Origin of the sequence: Lentzea jiangxiensis (assembly GCF_900104175.1) — a bacterium.
GTDB classification, from domain to species: Bacteria; Actinomycetota; Actinomycetes; order Mycobacteriales; family Pseudonocardiaceae; genus Lentzea; species Lentzea jiangxiensis.
In genome coordinates, this window is the sequence record NZ_FNIX01000001.1 from 1,285,019 (window position 1) to 1,300,375 (window position 15,357).

18 protein-coding genes are annotated in these 15,357 nt (G+C 71.0%); 10 read left to right on the plus strand and 8 right to left on the minus strand.

Annotated elements, in window-relative coordinates:
- Positions 1 to 10: 10 nt before the first annotated feature.
- A complete protein-coding gene (locus tag BLQ91_RS06365; protein ID WP_090095640.1) occupies positions 11 to 1,267 on the plus strand; it encodes an adenosylmethionine--8-amino-7-oxononanoate transaminase in 1,257 nt (418 codons plus the stop codon).
- An 11-nt stretch (positions 1,268 to 1,278) separates the two neighbouring features.
- The gene (locus BLQ91_RS06370) at positions 1,279 to 1,782 is read left to right on the plus strand and encodes an RICIN domain-containing protein (protein ID WP_090095641.1); all 504 of its coding nucleotides are present in this window, start codon (positions 1,279 to 1,281) and stop codon (positions 1,780 to 1,782) included.
- A 27-nt stretch (positions 1,783 to 1,809) separates the two neighbouring features.
- On the opposite strand, the gene BLQ91_RS06375 is transcribed toward BLQ91_RS06370, so the two are convergent.
- Positions 1,810 to 2,064 (minus strand): glutaredoxin family protein, encoded by a 255-nt coding sequence (locus tag BLQ91_RS06375; protein WP_090095642.1) that lies wholly within the window; start codon positions 2,062 to 2,064, stop codon positions 1,810 to 1,812.
- A gap of 36 nt (positions 2,065 to 2,100) precedes the next feature.
- Here BLQ91_RS06375 and bioD point away from each other — a divergent pair, with 36 nt between their 5' ends.
- From bioD to BLQ91_RS06395, 4 genes are all read left to right on the plus strand, one after another.
- Positions 2,101 to 2,820 carry a dethiobiotin synthase gene (gene bioD, locus BLQ91_RS06380; RefSeq protein WP_090095643.1) on the plus strand — a complete coding sequence of 240 codons (720 nt, stop codon included), beginning with the start codon at positions 2,101 to 2,103 and terminating at the stop codon, positions 2,818 to 2,820.
- A 71-nt stretch (positions 2,821 to 2,891) separates the two neighbouring features.
- Positions 2,892 to 3,908, plus strand: a complete 1,017-nt coding sequence (gene bioB, locus BLQ91_RS06385; RefSeq protein WP_090095644.1) for a biotin synthase BioB — start codon at positions 2,892 to 2,894, stop codon at positions 3,906 to 3,908.
- 2 nt (positions 3,909 to 3,910) lie between these two features.
- Positions 3,911 to 4,105 carry a biotin synthase auxiliary protein BsaP gene (gene bsaP / locus BLQ91_RS06390; protein WP_425412437.1) on the plus strand — a complete coding sequence of 65 codons (195 nt, stop codon included), beginning with the start codon at positions 3,911 to 3,913 and terminating at the stop codon, positions 4,103 to 4,105.
- A gap of 13 nt (positions 4,106 to 4,118) precedes the next feature.
- Positions 4,119 to 4,712: a DUF2567 domain-containing protein gene (locus tag BLQ91_RS06395; protein ID WP_090095645.1), complete on the plus strand. Its 594-nt coding sequence runs from the start codon at positions 4,119 to 4,121 to the stop codon at positions 4,710 to 4,712.
- A gap of 20 nt (positions 4,713 to 4,732) precedes the next feature.
- Here the strand turns inward: BLQ91_RS06395 and BLQ91_RS06400 are convergent, their stop codons facing one another.
- From BLQ91_RS06400 to BLQ91_RS06415, 4 genes are all read right to left on the minus strand, one after another.
- Positions 4,733 to 5,455 (minus strand): putative hydro-lyase, encoded by a 723-nt coding sequence (locus BLQ91_RS06400; protein WP_090095646.1) that lies wholly within the window; start codon positions 5,453 to 5,455, stop codon positions 4,733 to 4,735.
- The gene (locus tag BLQ91_RS06405) at positions 5,452 to 6,696 is read right to left on the minus strand and encodes an MFS transporter (RefSeq protein WP_090095647.1); all 1,245 of its coding nucleotides are present in this window, start codon (positions 6,694 to 6,696) and stop codon (positions 5,452 to 5,454) included. The genes BLQ91_RS06400 and BLQ91_RS06405 overlap by 4 nt, the downstream gene beginning before the upstream one ends.
- Positions 6,697 to 7,116: 420 nt before the next feature.
- A complete protein-coding gene (locus tag BLQ91_RS06410; RefSeq protein ID WP_090095648.1) occupies positions 7,117 to 7,797 on the minus strand; it encodes an LON peptidase substrate-binding domain-containing protein in 681 nt (226 codons plus the stop codon).
- A gap of 10 nt (positions 7,798 to 7,807) precedes the next feature.
- Positions 7,808 to 8,476 carry an NUDIX hydrolase gene (locus tag BLQ91_RS06415; RefSeq protein ID WP_281199312.1) on the minus strand — a complete coding sequence of 223 codons (669 nt, stop codon included), beginning with the start codon at positions 8,474 to 8,476 and terminating at the stop codon, positions 7,808 to 7,810.
- Positions 8,477 to 8,576: 100 nt separating this feature from the next.
- Between BLQ91_RS06415 and nadA the strand changes: the two genes are divergently transcribed.
- The 3 genes from nadA to nadC are packed head-to-tail and all read left to right on the plus strand — an operon-like array spanning position 8,577 to position 12,066.
- Positions 8,577 to 9,596 carry a quinolinate synthase NadA gene (gene nadA, locus BLQ91_RS06420; RefSeq protein WP_090095649.1) on the plus strand — a complete coding sequence of 340 codons (1,020 nt, stop codon included), beginning with the start codon at positions 8,577 to 8,579 and terminating at the stop codon, positions 9,594 to 9,596.
- Complete coding sequence (locus tag BLQ91_RS06425) at positions 9,596 to 11,209, plus strand: L-aspartate oxidase (RefSeq protein WP_090095650.1); 1,614 nt, start codon at positions 9,596 to 9,598, stop codon at positions 11,207 to 11,209. The genes nadA and BLQ91_RS06425 overlap by 1 nt, the downstream gene beginning before the upstream one ends.
- Entirely contained in the window at positions 11,206 to 12,066 is an 861-nt protein-coding gene (gene nadC / locus BLQ91_RS06430; RefSeq protein WP_090095651.1) for a carboxylating nicotinate-nucleotide diphosphorylase, read from the plus strand. The genes BLQ91_RS06425 and nadC overlap by 4 nt, the downstream gene beginning before the upstream one ends.
- 44 nt (positions 12,067 to 12,110) lie before the next feature.
- Here the strand turns inward: nadC and BLQ91_RS06435 are convergent, their stop codons facing one another.
- Positions 12,111 to 12,521, minus strand: coding sequence for an antibiotic biosynthesis monooxygenase (locus BLQ91_RS06435; protein WP_090095652.1), 411 nt, complete (start codon positions 12,519 to 12,521; stop codon positions 12,111 to 12,113).
- 22 nt (positions 12,522 to 12,543) lie between these two features.
- On the minus strand, positions 12,544 to 13,323 hold the full coding sequence (locus BLQ91_RS06440) for a carbon-nitrogen hydrolase family protein (protein ID WP_090096041.1): 780 nt from the start codon (positions 13,321 to 13,323) through the stop codon (positions 12,544 to 12,546).
- A 24-nt stretch (positions 13,324 to 13,347) separates the two neighbouring features.
- Between BLQ91_RS06440 and BLQ91_RS06445 the strand changes: the two genes are divergently transcribed.
- Positions 13,348 to 14,847: an ABC transporter substrate-binding protein gene (locus tag BLQ91_RS06445; protein WP_090095653.1), complete on the plus strand. Its 1,500-nt coding sequence runs from the start codon at positions 13,348 to 13,350 to the stop codon at positions 14,845 to 14,847.
- Here the strand turns inward: BLQ91_RS06445 and BLQ91_RS06450 are convergent.
- A complete protein-coding gene (locus tag BLQ91_RS06450; RefSeq protein WP_090095654.1) occupies positions 14,840 to 15,331 on the minus strand; it encodes a hypothetical protein in 492 nt (163 codons plus the stop codon). The genes BLQ91_RS06445 and BLQ91_RS06450 overlap by 8 nt on opposite strands.
- Positions 15,332 to 15,357 lie beyond the last annotated feature (26 nt).

Below are 15,357 nucleotides of genomic sequence, written 5' to 3' on the forward strand. Positions count from 1 at the left end.
TGTGCAGCGGGTGGACGACCTGCTGAAGCTCGACCAGGCGCACGTCTGGCACCCGTACGGCCCGATGCCGGGCACCCGGGAACCGCTGCTCGTCTCGGAGGCCTCGGGTGTCCGGCTCACCCTCGCGGACGGCCGGGAGCTGGTCGACGGCATGTCGTCGTGGTGGGCGGCCATCCACGGCTACCGGCACCCGGTGCTCGACGCGGCCGTCACCGAGCAGCTCGGCCGGATGAGCCACGTGATGTTCGGCGGGCTCACGCACGAGCCCGCCATCCGGCTGAGCGCGAAGCTCGTCGAGATCACCCCCGAGCCGTTGCAGCACGTCTTCCTCGCCGACTCGGGCTCGGTGTCGGTCGAGGTCGCGGTCAAGATGTGCCTGCAGTACTGGCGGTCGCGCAAGCGGCCGGAGAAGCGCCGCCTGATGACGTGGCGCGGCGGGTACCACGGGGACACGTTCAACCCGATGTCCGTGTGCGACCCCGACGGCGGAATGCATTCGCTCTGGCGCGGAATCCTGCCGGTCCAGGTGTTCGCGGACGCGCCGCCGGCCGAAATGGACACCGCCTACGTCCAGCACCTCGCGGACCTCGTCGAGCAGCACGCCGACGAGCTGGCCGCGATCATCGTCGAGCCCGTCGTGCAGGGTGCCGGTGGCATGCGGTTCCACGACCCGCGATATCTGCACGTGCTGCGAGAGCTCGCGTACACACACGACGTGCTTCTCGTGTTCGACGAGATCGCCACGGGCTTCGGCCGCACCGGCGAACTCTTCGCCGCCGACCACGCGAACGTCAGCCCGGACGTGATGTGCCTCGGCAAGTCGCTGACGGGCGGCTACCTCACGATGGCCGCCACCCTCTGCACGTCACGGGTGGCGGACGGGATCAGCAAGGGCGAGGTGCCGGTGCTCGCGCACGGGCCGACGTTCATGGGCAACCCGCTCGCGTCGGCGGTGTCGCTGGCGTCGATCGACCTGCTGCTGTCCCAGAACTGGAGGAGAGAGGTCGCTCGCATCTCGGCCGGGCTGTCCGAGGGGCTCGCGCCCGCGCGCGCCTTGCCCGGCGTTCGGGACGTGCGCGTGTTGGGCGCTATCGGCGTCGTGCAACTGAATGAGCCGGTGGACATGGCACGCGCCACACAGGCCGCCGTGGACGCCGGGGTGTGGCTGCGGCCGTTCCGCGACCTCGTCTACACGATGCCGCCGTTCGTCAGCACGGACGACGACGTGGCCCAGATCGCTGCCGCCGTGGTGGCCGCCGCCCGCTAACGTGACACCTCATGGGGAAACTCCCGGCCGCCCTGGGCGCGGTCGTCCTGCTCGCCGCGGTTCTCGTCGTGCCGGCGCGGGCGTCCGCCGAGCCCGTCACGTTCCCCAAGCTCCACGGCTCGGGCCGCGGCGGCACGATCAGCCTCCCCGGGACGGGCAGGTGCCTCGACGCGGCGCTGGAGGAGATCGACCGCGACGGCGGCAAGGTGCAGATGTGGACGTGCGGCCTCGCCGGTGACGAGCAGCAGTGGCGCTACGACCACCTCCCCGAGATCGGCGCCGGCGCGTACATCGTCAACCAGGCCAACGGCAAGTGCCTCGAGGTCGCCCCGGAGGAGCTCGGCGTCGAGGGCGGCAGGCTCCAGATGTGGGACTGCGCCGGCCGCGTGGAGCAGCGGTGGGAGGTCATCCACCACCAGGGCGACCTGTTCCTCACGAGCAAGGCGACCAAGGGTGTCCTCGGCGTGTGGAGCGTTCACGAGGGCGCGCCGATCGGTGTGCACGGCAAGAGCTGAGAGCCACGACGACGCCCCCGTGCGCCTCTACGACGAGGGCTGGACGCCGATCGCGGCCGCGAGCTGCGTGTCGGTCGGCTCGACCAGGACGTCCCCGCCCGGCAGCACCAGGACGGGGATGTTCTGACGTCCGGAGAGCTCGACGGCCCGATCACGCGCCGCGTCGTCGTTCGCGACGTCGACGTAGGTGAACGGCACGTTGTTGCGGGTCAGCCAGGACTTGGCCCGGCGGCAGTCACCACACCACTCGGCGCCGTACATCACGATCGGTTGCTCAGTCATGCCTTCACGGTAGGTGACGTCCTAAGGTGATGGTTCGTGAGCGTGCTGGTGATCACCGGAACCGGGACCGAGGTCGGCAAGACCGCCGTCACCGCGGGCATCGCGGCGCTGGCCAGGGCAGAGGGAAGACGGGTCGCGGTGCTCAAGCCCGCGCAGACCGGTCTGCTGCCCGGCGAGCCCGGCGACGTGGCGGAGGTGGCGCGGCTGGCGGGCGACGTGACGACGCGTGAGCTGGTCAGGTACCCCGACCCGCTGGCGCCGGCCACCGCGGCCAGACGCGCGGGCATGGCCACCCTGCGCCCCCAGGAGGTCGCCGCCGAGGTGACGAAGCTCGACGAGACCCACGACCTGGTGCTGGTCGAGGGTGCCGGCGGGGTGCTGGTGCGGTTCGACGAGGCCGGGTCGACCCTGGCCGACATCGCGTGGGCCGTGAACGCGCCCGTCCTGATCGTGGCCCAGGCCGGGCTCGGGACCCTGAACGCGACGGCGCTGACGGCGGAGGCACTGCAGCGGCGCGGGCTGGAGTCGATCGGCGTGGTCGTCGGCAGCTGGCCGTCGAACCCCGACCTCGCGTCCCTCACGAACCTGGCCGACCTGCCCGAGGCGGCGGGTGCCCCGTTGCTCGGCGCGCTGCCGCAAGGTGTGACGAAGCTCGGCTCCGTGGACTTCCTGCGGGTGGCCAGGAGAGCGTTCTCACCCTGGTTCGGGGGCGAGTTCGACCCGGAGACGTTCGCGGCTCAATTCGCGGTCCAGTGACCTACGTCGCTCCACGATGAAGGATCCAGTGCGGCATAGTGCACGCCAGGCCACAGTGAGGAGGAGAGACCGTGACCGCAGCACCGGAACAGATCGACGTGCTCGACGAGGCTCGTGAGCAGGTGCTCGAACGAGGCGTCGGGCTCACCGAGGCCCAGGTGCTGAAGGTGCTCGAGCTCCCCGACGACCGGATCCCCGAGCTGCTGGCACTGGCGCACGAGGTCCGCGAGCGCTGGTGCGGCCCCGAGGTCGAGGTCGAGGGCATCGTCTCGCTCAAGACCGGCGGCTGCCCCGAGGACTGCCACTTCTGCTCGCAGTCCGGCCAGTTCCCCTCGCCCGTGCGCTCGGCGTGGCTCGACATCCCGGGCCTGGTCCGCGCGGCGCGGCAGACCCGCGACACCGGCGCGACCGAGTTCTGCATCGTCGCGGCCGTGCGCGGCCCGGACAAGCGGCTGCTCTCGCAGGTGCGCGACGGCATCAAGGCCATCCGCGCCGACGGCAACGACATCCAGATCGCCTGCTCGCTCGGCATGCTCACCCAGGAGCAGGTCGACGAGCTCGTGGCGATGGGCGTGCACCGCTACAACCACAACCTCGAGACGGCCCGCTCGCACTTCCCGAACGTCGTCACCACGCACTCCTGGGAGGAGCGCTGGGACACGTTGCGGATGATCCGCGACGCCGGCATGGAGGTCTGCTGCGGCGGCATCATCGGCATGGGGGAGACCCTGGCGCAGCGCGCGGAGTTCGCCGTGCAGCTCGCCGAGCTGGAGCCCGACGAGGTCCCGCTGAACTTCCTCATCCCGAACCCCGGCACGCCGTACGAGAACTACCCGGTCGTGGAGGGCGCCGAGGCGCTGCGCACGGTCGGCGCGTTCCGCCTCGCCCTGCCGCGCACGATCCTGCGGTTCGCGGGCGGCCGTGAGCTCACGTTCGGCGACCTGGGCGCGAAGCAGGGCATGCTCGGCGGCATCAACGCGATCATCGTCGGCAACTACCTGACGAACCTCGGCCGCCCGGCGCAGCAGGACCTCGACATGCTCGAGGAGCTGTCGATGCCCATCAAGGCGCTGAGCCAGACCCTGTGATGATCACTACCGTGTACTGCTCCTTCTGCGGCAAAGAGGAAGCCGACGGCGACCACGCGTTCTGCCGTCAGCGGTTGTCGATGATCGATCCGCCCAGGTACTGCGGGGAGTGTGCGCGCCGCATGGTCGTCCAGGTGACCCCGGACGGCTGGACGGCGCGCTGCAGCCGCCACGGGGAGACCGGGTCCGCTCGGTAGTAACCTCTCGCGAATGGACGAGAACGCAGCGCCGGTGAGCACCGAACCCGTGCCGGAGCCGCCGTACGTCTACCACTACTACCTCCGGCCACGGCCGAAGGTGGTGGTGAAGCGGGACCTGCTGCCGGGCCTGGTGGTCGCGCTGACGACGTTCGCGGCCGGGCTGCCCGCGGCCTGCCTGTGGTCGTGGCTCGCCCCGGCGCAGCTCAAGATCGTCTCGGCGCAGGACGGCAAGTTCTACCCGATCGGCGTGGAGAGCTACCACCGGCTCGACGCGCTGATGGTGTTCGTGCTGATCGGTCTCGGCGCGGGCGTGGTCACCGGCATCTCGGTGTGGCTGCTGCGGCAGCGGCGCGGTCCCGTGGCGATGCTCGGCATGACCGCGGGCTCGTTCGGCGCGGCCTGGTTCGCGCAGTACCTGGGCGGCTCGCTGGCCGCCGGCCGCTACCCGATGCCGTCGACGATCAAGGCGAACGACACCCTGCTCGTGGCTCCGGCCCTGGAGACGTGGTGGGGAATCCTCGCGTGGCCGCTGGGCGCGGCTCTCGCCTACGGCTGCTGCGCGGCGTGGAACGGCCTGGACGACCTGGGGCGGCGCCTCGGCTGAAGCACCGCCCTCGTGGTGGCCTATCCGACCCGATAGGCGAAGTCGGGCATGTCCGTCACGAACATCTGCCCCGGCGCGTGCGTGATCGCGAACGGCGGCCTGGACTTCATCAGCACCGCCTGCGGGGTCACCCCGCACGCCCAGAACACCGGCACGTCACCGGGTTCGTGCTCCACGGCGTCGCCGAAGTCCGGTACGCCGACGTCGGAGATCCCGAGCATCTTCGGGTCGCCGGCGCCCACCGGCGCCCCGTGCACCGAAGGCATGAGCGCCGTGACCTTGTGCGCCACGTCCACAAGGGACTCCGGGATCCAGCGCATCGACACGACCATCGGTCCGTGCAGCCTCCCGGCGGGCCGGCACTGGATGTCCGTGACGAACATGGAGACGTTCCTGCCCTGCTCGACGTGCCGCAGCGGCACCCCCGCGTTCACGAGGGCGGTCTCGAACGTGAAGCTGCAGCCGATCAGGAACGTCACCAGGTCGTCGCGCCAGAACCCGGTCGCGTCCTCCGGTTCCGCTGTCAGCTCACCGTTCTCCCAGACCCGGTAGCGCGGTGCGTGCGTGCGCACGTCGGCGTCCCGCTTGAGCGCGCTGACCGTCTCGCCCGCGTCCAGCACGTCGAGCACCGGGCACGGCTTGGGGTTGCGGTGGGTGAAGAGGAGGAAGTCGTACGCCCAGTCCCCGGGGATGGCGACGAGGTTGGCCTGCGCCTGTCCCGGCGCCTGTCCCGCGGTCGTCATTCGAGCTCCTTGTTGACCGTCTCCGGCAGCCAGACCAGTGCGACGACGGCGATCCCGTACGCGGCCGCCCCGAACAGCATCGCACCGCCGATGCCCAGCCGGTCGGCCATGAACCCGACCAGCCCGGGGAACACCGCGCCGAACGCGCGCCCGAGGTTGTAGGTGAAGCCCTGCCCCGTGCCGCGCAGCTGCGTCGGGTAGAGCTCGCTGAGGTAGCTGCCGAACCCGCTGAAGATGGCGGACATGCAGAACCCGAGCGGGAAACCGAGGAACATGACCAACGTGTTGGCACCGTTGGGGATCTGCGTGTACGCCACGATCAGCAACGCGCTGGCGACCGCGAACAGCGTGAAGGTCTTCTTGCGCCCCAGGTGGTCCGTCAGGTAGCCGCCGCACACGTACCCGATCCACGCACCGGTGATGAGGAACGCGAGGTACCCGCCCGTGCCGATGATCGTGAGCCCGCGCCCGGTCTGCAGGAACGCCGGCAACCACAGGGCGAGCGTGTAGTACCCGCCCTGCACACCCGTTGCGAGCAACGCCGCGAACAGCGTGGTCTTGAGGATCGGCCCCTGGAAGATCTTCGGGAACGTCCCGCGCGCCCTGGGCTGCGCCTTGACCTCGGGAGCGTCGTCGACGTTGCGGCGCACGTAGAAGATGAGGACCGCGGGCAGCGCGCCCGTCCAGAACATGACCCGCCAGCTGATGGCGGGATCGGCCAAGCTCGCCACCAGCGTGTTGACGACGACGGCGAGCCCCCAGCCCACGGCCCACGCGCTCTGGATGAACGCCACCGTGCGCCCGCGGTACTTCGGCTTGCAGTACTCGGCCACGAGGATCGCCCCGGCCGCCCACTCGCCACCGAAACCGAGGCCCTGCAACGCCCGGAAGACCAGCAGCGTCTCGTAGTTCGTCGCGAAGCCGCACAGCACGGTGAAGAACGCGTACGCCGCGACGGTGATGATCAGCGTCCTCGACCGCCCGAACCGGTCGGCCATGACGCCCGCCACCGCGCCGCCGATGGCGCTCATCAGCAGCGTGCTCGTGCCCAGCAGGCCCGCTTCCGCCTTGGTGAGGCCGAAGTAGCCGGTGATCGCGACCAGGCTCAACGGCAGAACCCAGTAGTCGTACGAGTCCAGCCCATAGCCGCCGAACGCGCCGATGAACGCGCGCCTGCCCTTCTGGCCGAGACTGCGGAACCAGGCGAACCGGCCTGTGTCCTCGGTCGTGGTCGTGCTCATGCGACACCTCGCAGCGTGGTGGAGGAGTGGTCGAATGTGATGTGGGACTCAGCGTATTGGATTGTTGAACAATCCGACAAGACCACAATTCAACGATCCGACGATCGGTGGGTCACGGATGGGCTGAGCGGTGCTCCGGGATGCGGCTCAACGGGGCTGCGGAGGATGCGGAGGTGGCCGCGGTGGGCGTGGAACCGCACGCGTCTTCCGGAGCGGCCAGGCGAGAGCTGTACGGCCTGCTCAACGGGCAGCATGCGAAATGGGCACGGCTGCGCGAAGGGGCACACTCCAGCCAGGACCGCCACCGAGCAGGTCGACCGGGCGGTCGGATGTGCGTTCAGCCGCCGGCCATCGAGGCCGGGCTTTCGGGTCCGCCCGCGCCCAGCGCGAACTCCCGGCGCGAACTCCCGGCCGAACCGCCTAGTTGGGCGAAGGCACGTGCCCGAACTCCGTCAACGGCACCGGAACGGCCTTCAAGGTGCTCAAGATCCCGGTCTCCCGGTGCAGCATCCGCCGCACCAGCCGCAAGCGGCGGGCCGGCGACCTCTCCTCCAGCAGCCGCTGCCGGTCGTCGACGGGCAGCAGGCAGTCCGCGGCCAGCAGGTACGACAACGCGCCGAGGTCCACGTCGTCGGCGGGGGAGGACCAGTCCTCCTGGTGCCATGCCGCCCCGCAGTACCGCTCGTGAGCCGCACGGGCCCCGCGTTCCAGGATGGGCACGACCTCCTGGGCCGCCTCCGGTACCGGGGCGTCGTCCACGTAGTCGACGTGCGCCAGCAGGTAAGGCGCGGTGGTGGTGTCCACGTCCAGCAACCGGAACCGCCGCACCCCGCGCGTCACGATGTCGAAGCGCCCCTCGGGCAGCGGACGTGCGTCGAGGAGGTCGGCCGAGCAGCCGATGTCCTGCAGGGAGCGGACGTTGTCGGCGCCCACCTCCCAGCCCTCCTTGATGCACACGACGCCGAAGGTGCGGCCGAACAGCGAGCCGGTCATCAGGTCGACGACCAGCTGGCGGTAACGCGGTTCGAAGATGTGCAACGGCAGGGACGCCCCGGGCAACAGCACGGTACCCAGGGGGAACAACGGAAGCGTCTCTGCCACGCGTGCAACGTTACGGGGTGGCTACTCCGCCTGCTGGACGGCCGGATCCCGGCGGCCTCAGCACGGCGAACGGATCGGTCACCTTGATTCCCTTGGCGCTGAACCGGAACAAGGCGGCCGGCCTGCCCCCGGACGGGCCGGGGGGTGCGGTGCCGCCCGTCGGTTCCAGCAGCAGGCGGCGGGAGAGCACGCGTTGCAGGTTCGTCGCGGAGACGCGGTAGCCCAGTGCGGCGGAGTAGTGGTCGCGCAGCAGGGAGATGGTGAACTCCGGTGGTGCCAGGGCGAAACCGAGGTTCGTGTACGACAGCTTCGAGCCGAGCCTGTGCCGCGCCCGTCCGACGATCGAGGCGTGGTCGAACGCCATCGCGGGGAGTTCGTCGACGCAGTGCCACATGGTGTCCGAGGGGACCTCGGGGTCGACGTCCGAGGGGACCAGCCCGAGGAACGCGGTCGCGACGACGCGGGGGCCGGGAACTCGGTCCGGTGCGCTGAAGACGGCCAGCTGTTCGACGTGTGACAACTGTCGCACGTCGACTTTTTCCGCCAGCTGACGGCGGATGGAGGACTCCACGTCCTCGTCGACCCGCAGCTCCCCACCGGGCAGCGACCAGCGGTGAGCGTGTGGTTCCCGTGCGCGCTCCCACAGCATGACCTGGAGTGACGCACCTCTCACCCGCAGCACAGCTGCCAGAACTTCATGTCCCACACCGGCCACTCGGCTGATACTATCGGCCACGTTTTCGACCAATAGGCGAAAACCCCGGATCGAGGAGGCAGTGATGGTCGCTACCGCAATCGTGGAGCGAACCGCGTCGGGTGTGTACGGCGGAGTCGAGCCGGACGCAGCATGGCGGGACGAGGTGTTGCGCCTCGCCGAGGAGCGGGATGCCGTCATCCTGGCGCACAACTACCAGCTGCCCGAGATCCAGGACATCGCCCACCACACCGGCGACTCCCTCGCGCTCAGCAGGATCGCCGCGCAGTCCGACGCGCGGACCATCATCTTCTGCGGCGTGCACTTCATGGCCGAGACCGCGAAGATCCTGAGCCCCGAGAAGACGGTGCTCATCCCGGACGAGCGCGCGGGCTGTTCGCTCGCCGACTCGATCACCGGCGCGCAGCTGCGCGAGTGGAAGGCGCAGCACCCCGGCGCGGTCGTCGTGTCCTACGTGAACACCACGGCCGAGGTGAAGGCCGAGACCGACATCTGCTGCACGTCGTCGAACGCCGTCGACGTGGTGCGCTCCATCCCCGCCGACCGCGAGGTGCTGTTCTGCCCGGACCAGTTCCTGGGCGCGCACGTCAAGCGCGAGACCGGCCGCGAGAACCTGCACATCTGGGCGGGTGAGTGCCACGTCCACGCCGGCATCAACGGCCCCGAGCTGGCCGAGCGCGCCGCCGCGAACCCGGACGCCGACCTGTTCATCCACCCGGAGTGCGGCTGCGCCACCAGCGCGCTGTACCTGAGCGGCGAGGGCATCGTGCCGGCTGAGAAGGTCAAGATCCTCTCGACCGGCGACATGATCACCGCCGCGCGCAGCACGAACGCCCGCAAGGTGCTCGTCGCGACCGAGGTCGGCATGCTGCACCAGCTGCGCAAGGCCGCGCCGGAGATCGACTTCCGCGCCGTCAACGACCGCGCGTCGTGCACCTACATGAAGATGATCACGCCGGCGGCGCTGCTGCGGTGCGTGCGCGACGGCCTGGACGAGGTGCACGTCGACCTGGAGACCGCCCGGCGCGCCCGGGGTGCGGTGCAGCGCATGATCGAGATCGGCCAGCCCGGCGGCGGTGAGTGATGGCCGCGCGCTGGGAGGCGCGAGCCGACCTGATCGTGGTCGGCACGGGCGTGGCGGGTCTCACCGCCGCACTGCGGGCTCGTGAGCTGGGACTTCGGGTCATGGTCGTCACGAAGGCCGCGGGCGACGACGGCAACACGCGCTGGGCGCAGGGCGGCGTCGCCGTCGTCCTGGAGGACCAGCACGACCCCGGCGACTCGGTCGCGAAGCACATCGAGGACACGCTGACGGCGGGCGCGGGCCTCTGCGACGACACGGCCGTCGCGGCGATCATCACCGGCGGCCCCGCGGCCGTCGCCCGGCTGCGCGAGCGCGGTGCCGTGTTCGACGCCAAGCCGGACGGCCTGCTGGAACGCACCCGCGAAGGCGGCCACAGCGCGTTCCGCGTCGTGCACGCCGGTGGTGACGCGACCGGCGCCGAGGTCGAGCGCGCGCTGCTCAAGGCCACTGTGGACGGACGGGTTCCCCTGCTGGAGAACCACGTCGCGGTCGACGCCGTCAAGACGCCGCTCGGTGCCGTGGCCGGACTGCTGGTCCTGGACGGCAACGGCGTGCCCGGCGTGCTCACCGCGCCCGCCGTGCTGCTGGCGACCGGTGGCATCGGCCAGATGTACCAGGCGACCTCGAACCCCTCCGTGGCGACGGGTGACGGCCTGGCACTGGCTCTGCGCGCCGGCGCTCTGGCGGCGGACGTCGAGTTCATCCAGTTCCACCCGACCGTCCTCTACACCGGACGCGGCGCGCGAGGCCGTTGCCCGCTCGTCACCGAGGCCGTGCGCGGTGAGGGTGCCGTGCTGGTCGACGCGACCGGCGCCCGCGTGATGAAGGGCGTGCACCCGCTGGAGGACCTGGCCCCGCGCGACGTCGTGGCGGCCGCGATCACCCGGCACATGGCGGCGGGCCCCGGAGGCGTCGACGACCACGTCTTCCTCGACGCGACGTCGTTGCGGGACATGGCCTCCCGCTTCCCGACCGTCCACGCGGCCTGCGTCTCCGTGGGCGTCGACCCGGCCGTGGACCCGATCCCGGTCGCCCCGGCGGCGCACTTCGCGTGCGGCGGCGTGGTGTCCACCGTCGACGGCCGCACCGGTGTGACCGGCCTGTACGCCGTCGGCGAGGTCGCGCGCACCGGTCTGCACGGCGCGAACCGCCTGGCGTCCAACAGCCTCCTCGAAGGCCTGGTCTGCGGCACCCGCGCCGCCGAGACCGTGGCCGCCGACCTCGCCATCGGCCTGATCGCACCCGCCCGCGCCGTCGACCCCGTGTTGCCGACGGCACCGGTGGCGGACAGGGACATGCTCCAGCGCGTGATGTCGCGTTACGCCGCGATCGGCAGGGACGCCGAGGGCCTGGCCGTCGTCGGCTCGGTGCTCGACGTGTCCACTGTGGACAAGCAGTTGGAGTCGCGCGAACTGGTCGAGGACGCGGCGCTGACCATCGCCGCCCGCGCCCTGATCGCGGCGGCGCAGGAACGCACCGAGTCGCGCGGCTGCCACGTCCGCACGGACTTCACCGAGCGTTCCCCGGCGTGGCAGCGCAGCCAGCTCGTCCGGCTCACCCCGACCGGTCAGCCCGTTCTGGCCGATCCCGTTCTGGTGGAGGGTGTCGCATGACCACCGAGGGCAGCGTCGACAGCGGCATCGACTGGGACGACGCGAACCGGGTCATCCAGCTCGCGCTCGAGGAGGACCTTCGCTACGGCCTCGACGCCACGACGCTCGCGACCGTGCCGGAGAAGGCCGTCGCCACCGCGGAGATCACTCCCCGGGCGGCCGGCGTGCTGTGCGGCGTCTCCGTGGCCCGCACGGCTTTCCAGCGCTACCTGCCCGAGATCGAGGTGCTGCACGAGGCCTCCGACGGCGACAAGGCCGTGCCCGGCGAACCCGCGCTGGTGCTGAGGGGTTCGACGCGCGGCCTGCTCACCGTCGAACGCACGGCGCTGAACCTGATCTGCCACCTGTCCGGCATCGCCTCGCGGACAGCGCTGTGGGTCGAGGCGGTCGAGGGCACCGGTGCGGCCGTCCGCGACTCGCGCAAGACGTTGCCGGGTCTGCGCCTGCTGCAGAAGTACGCGGTCAGGGCGGGCGGCGGCGTCAACCACCGGATGGGCCTCGGCGACGCGATCCTGATCAAGGACAACCACGTCGCCGCGGCCGGTTCGGTCGGTGCCGCGATCCGCGCGGCGCGTGCGCACGCGCCGGAACTGCTGATGGAGGTCGAGGTCGACAGCCTGGAGCAGCTCGACGAGGCGCTGGCCGAAGGCGCGGAACTGGTGCTGCTGGACAACTTCACGCCCGAGCAGTGCGCGCGGGCCGTGGCGCGCAGGCCGGAGGGCGTGAAGCTGGAGGCGTCCGGCGGGCTCACCCTGGACGTGGCCCGCGCGTACGCGGAGACGGGCGTGGACTACCTGGCCGTCGGCGGGCTGACGCACTCGTCGCCGTCGCTCGACCTCGGCCTGGACCTGAAGTAGCGCAAGGGCGGCCCGCACCCCCGAGGCGGGCCGCCCGGCGGGGGTCACTCGCCGCGCGGCCGGTAGCGCACGAAACCGCCCTGCCGGGTGCCGGGGAACGTCTGCGCCCGGCGCCAGTCGGCGGTGGCGGAGCCGACTCCGACGCCGTTCGCCAGCGCGTCGGCGTGGTCCTGCGCGCTCACCCACTCCGCGTAGTTGATGACCTGCCTGCCGTCCTCGCGGATGTGGAAGGCGGCGGAGATGCCGCCGGGGTGCGGGTTCGGCTCGCTCGCCAGTGCCACGAAGACCGCGTCGACGAACCCCCGCGCGGCGGCCTCGTCGTCGGTGTCGATCGTGACCAGGACGACGCACCCCACCGGCTTGTCCGAAGAGGACGCGCCGACGGTGCGGTAGAGCTCGAAGCCGTCGATCTCCTTGCGGTCGCGGACGAATCCGGGCAGTTCGGGAAGAGTCATGTCCCGATCCTGCGGTCTCGACCTAACTGGAGGTCAAGCGCCGGTTCGCCAGCACGGGCAGCACCTCGCGAGCCCGCTCGACCACGGCGAGGTCCAGGTCGACGACCGTGCCGGACGGCTGGTCCGACAGCTGCACGACGACGTCGCCGAACGGGTCCGCGACCGTCGAGTACCCGATGCCGGTCGGCGCGGACGACCCCAGGTCGCCGGGATGGGCCTGTCCGCACGCCACGACGTACGACGTGCAGTCGAGAGCGCGGGCCCGCACCAGCAGCTCCCACTGCTCCTTCTTGCCCGGCCCGGCGCCCCACGACGCCCCGACCAGCACGGCGGACGCGCCCTTGTCCGCGAGCGCGCGGAAGAGCTCGGGGAAGCGGATGTCGTAGCAGGTCGCGACACCCAGGGTCACGCCGTCGACCTCGAAGACCACCGGCGAGGAGCCGGGCGCGACCGTCCGCGACTCCTGGAACCCGAACGCGTCGAACAGGTGGATCTTGTCGTACCCGACGTGCAGGCCGGGCCCGGTCACCAGCAGCGTGTTCGCCACCCGGTCGCCGGAAGGCGTGAACATGCCGGCCACCACCACGACGTCGTGCGCGGCGGCGATCTCGTGCACGGCGGACGCCCACGGGCCGTCCAGGGGCTCGGCGACGGGCCCGAGGGGCACGCCGAAGCGGCACATCGTGGCCTCGGGCAGCACCACGACCCGCGCGTCCTCGGCCCGGCGCACCGCGTCGCGGACGAGCTCCAGGTTCGAACGGGGATCGGTCGTGGAGCTGATCTGACTCACGGCGATGCGCATGGGGATCACTGTAGGGTCCGGGACGTGCGTTCCCCACTGCTCCTAGTCGTGCTGCTGGCCGTCGCGGGCTGCACCGAGACCGCCACGCCCCGCCCGGACGGAGGGTCGAACGGCACGTCGATCGTGCTGGCCGACCGCGATGAACCCACGACGCTGAACCCGCTGCTCGGCTACGGCGCGCAGGGCGTGTCCAAGATCTACGACGGCCTGGTCGAGCACCGCCAGGACGGCTCGCTCGGTCCGCGGCTCGCGGCCGACCTGCCCGAACCGGCGGCGGACGGCCTGAGCTGGACCGTGAAGCTGCGCGGGGACGTGAAGTTCACCGACGGCAGCGCGTTCGGGGCCGAGGACGTCGTCGCGACCTACACCGCGGCGCTGCGCAACCCGGTCAAGGAGCGGTTCAGCACGCTGAAGAGCGTCGAGCAGCTCGACCCGTCCACGGTCCGCTTCACCCTGACGCAGATGCACGCCGCGTTCCCGCACCTGCTGGTGCTCGGCATCCTGCCCAGCGAGCAGGCGAACCCGGACGGCCAGCCGGTCGGCACCGGCCCGTACAAGGTCACCGAGTGGAAGAAGGGCGACCGGCTGCTCCTGGAGAGCAACGAGAGCTACTTCGACGGCGCGCCCAAGGTGAAGAAGGTGACGGTCGTCTTCGTCACCGACGACAACCAGCGCGCCCGCCGCATGCAGGACGGCGAGTTCGACGGCACGGTGCTGCCGCCCAACACCACCGAGCAGTTCACCGGCAGGTCGGGCCTCACCGTGCGGTACCACCGCAGCGCCGACTACCGCGCGGTGCGGCTGCCCGCGGCGAACCCGGTCACCGGCAACGCCGCCGTCCGCCTCGCCCTGAACTTCGCCGCGAACCGCCAGGGCATGATCGACAGCCTGCTCGACGGCAAGGGCACCATCGGTTACACGCCCGTGCCCGACGCGCTGGCCGAGGAGTTCGACCCGTCCGCGAGGTTCCGGTTCGACAAGGACGAGGCGACGAGGCTGCTCGGCGCGGCCGGCTGGGCGCCCGGTGCGGACGGCATCCGGGTCCGCGAGGGCGTGGCGGCCCGCTTCACGCTGATGTACCCGCTGGGCGACGACCTGCGAGCCGACCTCGCGACGGCGTTCGCGGCCGACGCCAGGGCGGTGGGCGTGGACGTGCAGCTCGCCGGCCTGTCGTGGGAGGCGATCCGCCCGCGGATGGACCAGGACGCCCTGCTCTACGGCGAGGGTTCGCCGTTCGACCCGGACCTGATGCTCCACGGCCTGCGCGGCCAGGGCAGCCCGGCGGCGGACGCGGCGATCGAGAACGGCCGCGAGCTCATCGACCCGGCGCAGCGGGCGGTGGCGTACAAGCTCTTCCAGCAGGCGTTCGTGGCCGCGCCGTCGATGGTGGTGCTGGTCTTCCCCGAGCACGCGTACGTGCTGCGCGACTCGTGGAACGGCTACCAGCCCGTGGTCGACGCGAACTCCTACGGCGCACTTGCCTGGGGTCCGTGGTGGAACCTGGAGAAGTGGGAGCCTAAGTAGTGCGGGCGTTGATCTCGCGGACGGCGCGCTCGGGGTCGTCCGCCCAGAACTCGACGCGCTCGACCCGCTTCGCGCCCGTCTTGCCGAGGTCGACGAGCTGCGGCTCGCGGAACGGCACGGACACGTTCGTCCTGGTCAGCGACTGGATGACGAGCGCGTCCCCGATCACCTCCACGCTGCGCTGCCCCTTGTGGCCGCGTTCGGCGATCCGGGCCGCGCCGAGGTCCGCAGTCGGGATGCGCCAGTCGAAGAACCCCAGCTGGCGCAACCGCAGCTCGTCGGCGGAAATGGTGTGCGGCTGCTTCGTCAGCACGTAGAGAGCGCCCGCACACACCACGGCGTTCAGCACGCCCAGGACGATCAGCGTGATGAGCAGCCACGGGATGTCCAGCCCGAACGCGACCAGCGCGATCCCGACCGCCGTGATGATCAGGAACCGCACGTACCGCGGCTTCATGCGCTTGCCGTAGGGGATCTCCACCATGCGACGAGCCTATTTCGTGGCAGAGT

Excerpts from the sequence above, each read along its gene's own strand:
- BLQ91_RS06370 (WP_090095641.1), top strand. The coding sequence starts at position 1,279 with ATGGGGAAACTCCCGGCCGCCCTGGGCGCGGTCGTCCTGCTCGCCGCG.
- BLQ91_RS06375 (WP_090095642.1), bottom strand. The coding sequence starts at position 2,064 with ATGACTGAGCAACCGATCGTGATGTACGGCGCCGAGTGGTGTGGTGAC.
- BLQ91_RS06395 (WP_090095645.1), top strand. The coding sequence starts at position 4,119 with ATGGACGAGAACGCAGCGCCGGTGAGCACCGAACCCGTGCCGGAGCCG.
- BLQ91_RS06400 (WP_090095646.1), bottom strand. The coding sequence starts at position 5,455 with ATGACGACCGCGGGACAGGCGCCGGGACAGGCGCAGGCCAACCTCGTC.
- BLQ91_RS06405 (WP_090095647.1), bottom strand. The coding sequence starts at position 6,696 with ATGAGCACGACCACGACCGAGGACACAGGCCGGTTCGCCTGGTTCCGC.
- nadA (WP_090095649.1), top strand. The coding sequence starts at position 8,577 with ATGGTCGCTACCGCAATCGTGGAGCGAACCGCGTCGGGTGTGTACGGC.
- BLQ91_RS06425 (WP_090095650.1), top strand. The coding sequence starts at position 9,596 with ATGGCCGCGCGCTGGGAGGCGCGAGCCGACCTGATCGTGGTCGGCACG.
- nadC (WP_090095651.1), top strand. The coding sequence starts at position 11,206 with ATGACCACCGAGGGCAGCGTCGACAGCGGCATCGACTGGGACGACGCG.
- BLQ91_RS06435 (WP_090095652.1), bottom strand. The coding sequence starts at position 12,521 with ATGACTCTTCCCGAACTGCCCGGATTCGTCCGCGACCGCAAGGAGATC.
- BLQ91_RS06440 (WP_090096041.1), bottom strand. The coding sequence starts at position 13,323 with ATGCGCATCGCCGTGAGTCAGATCAGCTCCACGACCGATCCCCGTTCG.
- BLQ91_RS06450 (WP_090095654.1), bottom strand. The coding sequence starts at position 15,331 with ATGGTGGAGATCCCCTACGGCAAGCGCATGAAGCCGCGGTACGTGCGG.